The 5,656-nt window shown below is 72.2% G+C and carries 5 protein-coding genes; 2 read left to right on the forward strand and 3 right to left on the reverse strand.

Going from position 1 to position 5,656, the window contains the following annotated elements; genetic code table 11:
* Positions 1–1,905: ATP-binding cassette domain-containing protein (locus tag F3J10_RS34090; RefSeq protein WP_167243915.1), on the forward strand; the 1,905-nt coding region annotated here is incomplete at its 5' end.
* Positions 1,902–2,609 carry an ABC transporter ATP-binding protein gene (locus tag F3J10_RS34095; protein WP_025099808.1) on the forward strand — a complete coding sequence of 236 codons (708 nt, stop codon included), beginning with the start codon at positions 1,902–1,904 and terminating at the stop codon, positions 2,607–2,609. The genes F3J10_RS34090 and F3J10_RS34095, both read left to right, overlap by 4 nt.
* Before the next feature lie 104 nt (positions 2,610–2,713).
* Here the strand turns inward: F3J10_RS34095 and iolB are convergent, their stop codons facing one another.
* From iolB to F3J10_RS34110, 3 genes are all read right to left on the reverse strand, one after another.
* On the reverse strand, positions 2,714–3,568 hold the full coding sequence (iolB, locus tag F3J10_RS34100) for a 5-deoxy-glucuronate isomerase (protein WP_167243916.1): 855 nt from the start codon (positions 3,566–3,568) through the stop codon (positions 2,714–2,716).
* Entirely contained in the window at positions 3,568–4,488 is a 921-nt protein-coding gene (iolE, locus tag F3J10_RS34105) for a myo-inosose-2 dehydratase (protein WP_166914069.1), read from the reverse strand. Before iolE ends, iolB begins: the two co-directional genes overlap by 1 nt.
* A partial coding sequence (locus tag F3J10_RS34110) for a thiamine pyrophosphate-dependent enzyme (RefSeq protein ID WP_240155793.1) occupies positions 4,485–5,656 on the reverse strand: 1,172 nt, incomplete at its 5' end. The genes iolE and F3J10_RS34110, both read right to left, overlap by 4 nt.

The raw sequence follows: 5,656 nt of genomic DNA on the forward strand, positions 1-5,656 counted from the left end.
ATCGATCGCACCGCGGGCGCGCCGCTCGGCGCCTGGCGCTTCGGCGCCGATCGCGAGGCCTATGCGCTGATCGCCGCGTGGTGCCTGTTGTCGGCCTTGGCGATGCGCGTCGTGCTGGCCACCCCGTTCGCGCGGCTGGCTCGCGCCGTGCGCGACAAGCCGCGCCGCGTCGCCGCGCTCGGCACCGATCCGCGCCGGGTGCGGCTGCTGATGATGGTGATCGCCGCGTTCTTCGCCGGCGTGGCCGGCACGCTGACCTTGATCGACGTCGAACTGGCCTCCTCGGACAGCGTCTCGATGCTGCGCTCGGCCACGGTGCTGTTCGCGACCGTGATCGGCGGCAGCGGCGGCTTCTTCGGGCCGGTGCTCGGCGCGGCGGTGATGGCCGCGTTCGGCAGCTTCGTGGCGGGGCTCTCGCGCGCCTGGTTGTTTTATCTCGGCCTGCTGTTCGTGGCGGTGGTGGTGGCCGCGCCGGGCGGCTTGCTGGGCGCGCTGGCCGCGCAGGCGGCGGCCTGGCGCGGCGCCGGCCGGGAAGCGCGGCTGCGCCAGTTGTCCAGGCTGGCGGCCTGGCTGGTGGCGGTGCTGGCGATCGTGTTCGGCGTCGAGCTCGGCTACGCGCTGCAGCTAGGCGACGGCGAGGGCGGGCAGCGGCTCGCCAGCATCGGCGTTTGGCAATTCGATGCGGGCTCGGCGCCGGGCTGGGTGATCGCGATCGCGTTGGCGCTGGCCGCGACGGCGCTGGGCCGGCTCGGGCGACGTCGGCCTTTCGGCGGCGTGGCTGCGGCGGCGAAGCAGGGCACGAGGGCTGCTGCGATGAACGATCGGGCCATGCGCGATCCGACGATGAGCAGCTTGGCCGCGAGTCCTCCGGCGGTGAGCAGCCTGACGATGAGCGGCTTTGCCGTGAACGACCCGGCCGCGAGCAGATCGACCGAGGACAAACTGGTCGTGAGCAAGCCAGCCGCGATCGACCCGTCTGCGATCGACCCAACTGCGAGCAATCCAACTGCAATCGACTCAACTGCGATCGACCCAACTGAGAGCAACCCAGCCTCGCGCAGCAGCCCAGCCACGGGCAAGCCAGTCGCGAGCATTCCCCCAAAGCCGCCCGCCGCCCTCGAACTGCGCGGCATCGCGAAGCGTTTCGGCGCGACGCGGGTGCTGCACGACGTCGACCTGCGCATCGAGGCCGGCGAGCGCCACGCGCTGATCGGCCCGAACGGCGCGGGCAAGTCGACGCTGTTCGAGCTGATCGCGGGCGGCAGCCGGCCCACGCGCGGCTCGATCCGCCTGCATGGGCGGGAGATCGCCGGTCGCGCGCCTTACGCGATCGCGCGGCGTGGGCTGGCGCGCGGTTTCCAGCAGACCAGCGTGTTCGAGCGCCTGTCGGTGCTCGACAACCTGCGCTGCGCGGCCATGCACGCGCCCGCGCAAGGCCGCGAACCATTGCGCTGGTGTCGTGATCCCGCCGCGCTCGACGGCGCCGCGCGGCGGACCCTCGAGGCGATCGGCCTGGGCACGCGCGGCGAGGTGCCGGCCGGCGAACTCGACTATGCCGAGCAGCGCGCGCTCGATCTCGGCATCGCCCTGGCAGGCGGTGCCTCGGTGTTCCTGTTCGACGAGCCGACCGCCGGCATGAACCGCGAGCAGGCGCGCGCCACGCTGGCGCTGATCCGCGCGGCCACGGCCGGCTGCACGGTGCTGATGATCGAGCACGATATCGACGCCGTGTTCGGTTTCGCGGACCGCATCTCGGTGCTGGTGCGCGGCGAGCGGATCGCCACCGGCACGCCGGCCGAGATTCGCGCGAACGCGGCGGTGCGCGCGGCCTACCTTGGCACCGACGAAGGCATGGACGATCGCGGCAACCGTGGTGATCGCGTCGGCGCGGGAGATCGGCCATGACTGCGCCCCTGCTCGAACTGCAGGGCGTGAGCGCGGCCTATGGTGCCTTGCCCGTGCTCGACGGCGTCGATCTCAGGCTCGGCCGCGGCGAGGTGCTGGCGCTGCTGGGCCGCAACGGCTCGGGCCGCTCGACGCTGGCCAGGGCGGTGATGGGCATGATCGCGTCGAGTGGTTCGATCCGCATCGACGGCGAGGAAATGGCGGGGCGGCCGACCTTCGAGATCGCGCGCCGCGGCGTCGGTTACGTGGCCGAGCGGCGCGACGTGTTCGGGCTGCTGAGCGTCGAGGACAATCTGCGGCTGGGCTGGCGCGAAGGCCCGCGCGCGGCGCGCGAGCGGGCCTTCGACGAAGTGAGGACGCTGTTCCCGGCGCTGGCCGAGCGCTGGCGCGCCAAGGCGGCCGTGCTGTCGGGCGGCGAGCAGCAGATGCTGGCGCTGGCGCGCGCGATGGTGGGCGCGCCGCGCTTGATGATCGTCGACGAGCCCACCGAGGGGCTGGCGCCGCAGGTCGCGCGCGTGGTGGGCGCAGCGCTCTCGCGGCTGGGCGAGGCCGGCGTCGCGATCCTGCTGATCGAGCAGCGTCGCCAACTGGCGGCCACGCTGGCGACGCGGATCGCCGTGATGGAGCGCGGCCGGATCGTCCACGACGGCGCGCCGGGCACGCTGACGCGCGAGGACGAGGCGCGCTGGCTCGGCGCCGGTTGAGGCCTCGACCAGACAAACGCAACGGCGGCGGACGATGGCGCGGCTCGCTTGCCGCTTCATCGTCCGCCGCCGCGTTGCGCCTTCGACGTTGCCGCCGCGACGCCTCAGCCCGCCTTGGCCGCCGCTGCCGCCGCGTCGCGCTTGGCGATCCAGTCGTGCTCGGGATCGTTCTTGAAGTGCCAGACGCGGGTCGGCCCGGCCATCACGTTCAGGTAGTAGGAATCGTAGCCATAAGGCACCACCACCGGGTGATAACCACGCGGCACCATCACCACGTCGTGATCCGACACGGCCATCGACTGGTCGATGTCGCGCTCGTCGGTATAGACGCGCTGGAACACGAAACCCTGCGGCGGGTTCACGCGATGGTAGTAGGTCTCCTCCAGGAAGCTCTCGACCGGCACGTTGTCGGTATCGTGCTTGTGCGGCGGGTAGCTCGAGGAGTGTCCCGAGGGCGTGCGCACCTCGACCACCAGCAGCGATTCGGCCGGCTCGGTCTGGGGGAGGATGTCGCAGACGTAGCGCGTGTTCGCGCCGGTGCCGCGCACCGAGCGCTTCATCTCGCCCGGCTCGATGCGGCGCGGCGGGAAGCGGCCGGTGCCCGGCGCGCTGGCCACGCCCAGCTCGGTATCGCGCGTGGCGGTGACCGTCACGCGCCGGTCGGGCGGCAGGTAGAGCGCGGCGGGCGCGCTGTCCTCGAACACGCTGTCGCGCGAGCCCAGCGCGTCCCAGCGCGTGCCGTCGGCATCGACGATGTCGACGCGGCCCGCCATCACCACGATGCAGGTTTCGCGCGCGGCCTCGTGCAGCGCCAGCGATTCGCCGGCCTTGAGCCGATAGGCCGCGAAGCCCACGTGGTTCCAGCGCGCCGATTCCGGCGTGACGGTGGCGATCGAGCGGCCGCTGGCGGCGGCCTTGACCAGCAGGTCCTGCGAATGTGCAGGGTTGGCGGTATTCATCACGCGGCCTCCTTGCGAGCGGGTTCGAGCGGGGCGTCCACCAGCGCGCGCAGCGTGCGGTAGCCCTTCTCGGCATAGGCGTAGCTCGGCGCGATCACCGGGTCCTGCTCGGCCTCGACCACGAACCAGCCGCGATAACCATGGCGCTTGAGCCGCTCGATGACGGCCGGGAAATCCACCGCGCCGTCGCCGGGCACCGTGAAGGCGCCGTTGATCACCGATTGCAGGAAGCTCCAGTTGCGGTTGCGCGCGAGCCGGATCACCTCGGGGCGCACGTCCTTGCAGTGGACGTGGCAGACGCGGCCGATGTGCTTGTCGAGCACGGCGAGCGGATCGCCGCCGCCGAAGGTGACGTGGCCGGTGTCGAACAGCAGGCCGACGGCCTCGCTGGTGGCGGCCATCAGCCGGTCGATGTCGGCCGGCGCCTCGACATAGGCGCCCATGTGGTGGTGATAGGCGGTGCGCACGCCGTGGCTGAGCGTGAAGCGCGCGAACTCGTCGAGCCGCCGCGCGTACTGCTCCCATTGCGCCTCGCCGACGAAGCGCGGGCGCTGGTAGAGCGGCACCTCGGCCGAGCCCTGGATCGAGGCGGCCACCTCGCCGTAGACCATCACCGTCGCGCCGTTCTTCGCCAGCAGTTCGAGATGCGGGCCCACCGCGTCGATCTCCTCCTGCGCGCCGCGCTCGGCCAGCCGCCCGGAGTACCAGCCCGAGACCAGTGCCAGCTGGTACTCGGCCAGCAGCGCCTTGAGCGCCTGCGGCTCGCGCGGGAACTTGTTGCCGAGCTCGAAGCCCTCGTAGCCGATCTGCCGGCCTTCGGTCAGCGCGACCGACAGCGGGGTTTCGCCGCCCAGCGAGGGCAGGTCGTCGTTCATCCAGGACAGCGGGTTGATGCCGATGCGGATCTGGTAGTCGCTCATGTCGATGCTTCCGGAGTATGGGGTTCGGGCTTGCCGGCGCGCTCGGCCAGTTGCCGTTCGTAGCTCGCGCGCGCCTCGCGCACGGCCGGGCGCGAGGACACCTCGGGCACCGCCACCTCCCACCACCAGCCGCCCTCGGCGGTGGTGCGGGCGGCATCGGTGTCGATGCAGATCAGGTAGCTGCGATCGGCGGCGCGCGCGCGTTCGAGCGCGGCGTCCAGCGCGGCCACGTCGTCGACGTGCTCGGCCAGCGCGCCCAGCGCGCGCGCATGCGCGGCGAAGTCGATCTCGGGCGCGCCGAGCGGGCCCTGCACGCAGTCCTCGATCATGTTGTTGAAGGGCGCGCCGCCGCAGGCCTGCTGCAGGCGGTTGATGCAACCGTAGCCGCGGTTGTCGAGCACCACCACGATCAGCTTGGCGCCCAGCATCACCGAGGTGGCCAGCTCGCTGTTCATCATCAGGTAGCTGCCGTCGCCGACGAACACGATCACCTCGCGCTCGGGCCGCGCCAGCTTGGCGCCCAGGCCGCCGGCGATCTCGTAGCCCATGCACGAATAGCCGTATTCGACGTGGTAGCCGCCCGGCACCGCCGCGCGCCACAGCTTGTGCAGCTCGGCGGGCAGCGTGCCGGCCGCGCACACCGCGATGTCGCCGGCGGCCGAGGCATCCAGCTTGCGCTGCACGGCGCCGATCACGTCGGCGTCGTAGGGCAGGGTGCCCGGCTGGGCGGGCGCGTTGGTCAGCGTCTGCACCGTGTCGCGCCAGGCCGCGGCCAGCGACTGCGCGCGCGTGGTCCAGCCGTCCTCGGCCTGCCAGCCGGCCAGGCGCGCGCCGAGCGCATCGAGGGCGAGCCGCGCATCGGCCTCCACGGCCAGCGCGCGGTGCTTGAGCGCGTCGAAGGCATTGGCGTTGATGCCGATCACGGCGGTATTCGCGAACAGCGTGTTCGAGCCGGTGGTGAAGTCCTGCAGGCGCGTGCCGACGGCGATCACGCAATCGGCGTCGGCGGCCAGCGCGTTGGCGGCGGGCGAGCCGGTCACGCCGAGCGCGCCGGCGTTGAGCGGGTGGTTCCAGGGCAGGCTGCTCTTGCCGGCCTGCGTCTCGGCCACGGGGATGCCGTGACGCTCCGCGAAGGCGCGCAGCGCGGCGCTGCCGCCCGCGCTGTAGA

It is taken from the genome of Burkholderia sp. Cy-637 (assembly GCF_011753175.1).
GTDB classification, from domain to species: domain Bacteria; phylum Pseudomonadota; class Gammaproteobacteria; order Burkholderiales; family Burkholderiaceae; genus Burkholderia; species Burkholderia gladioli.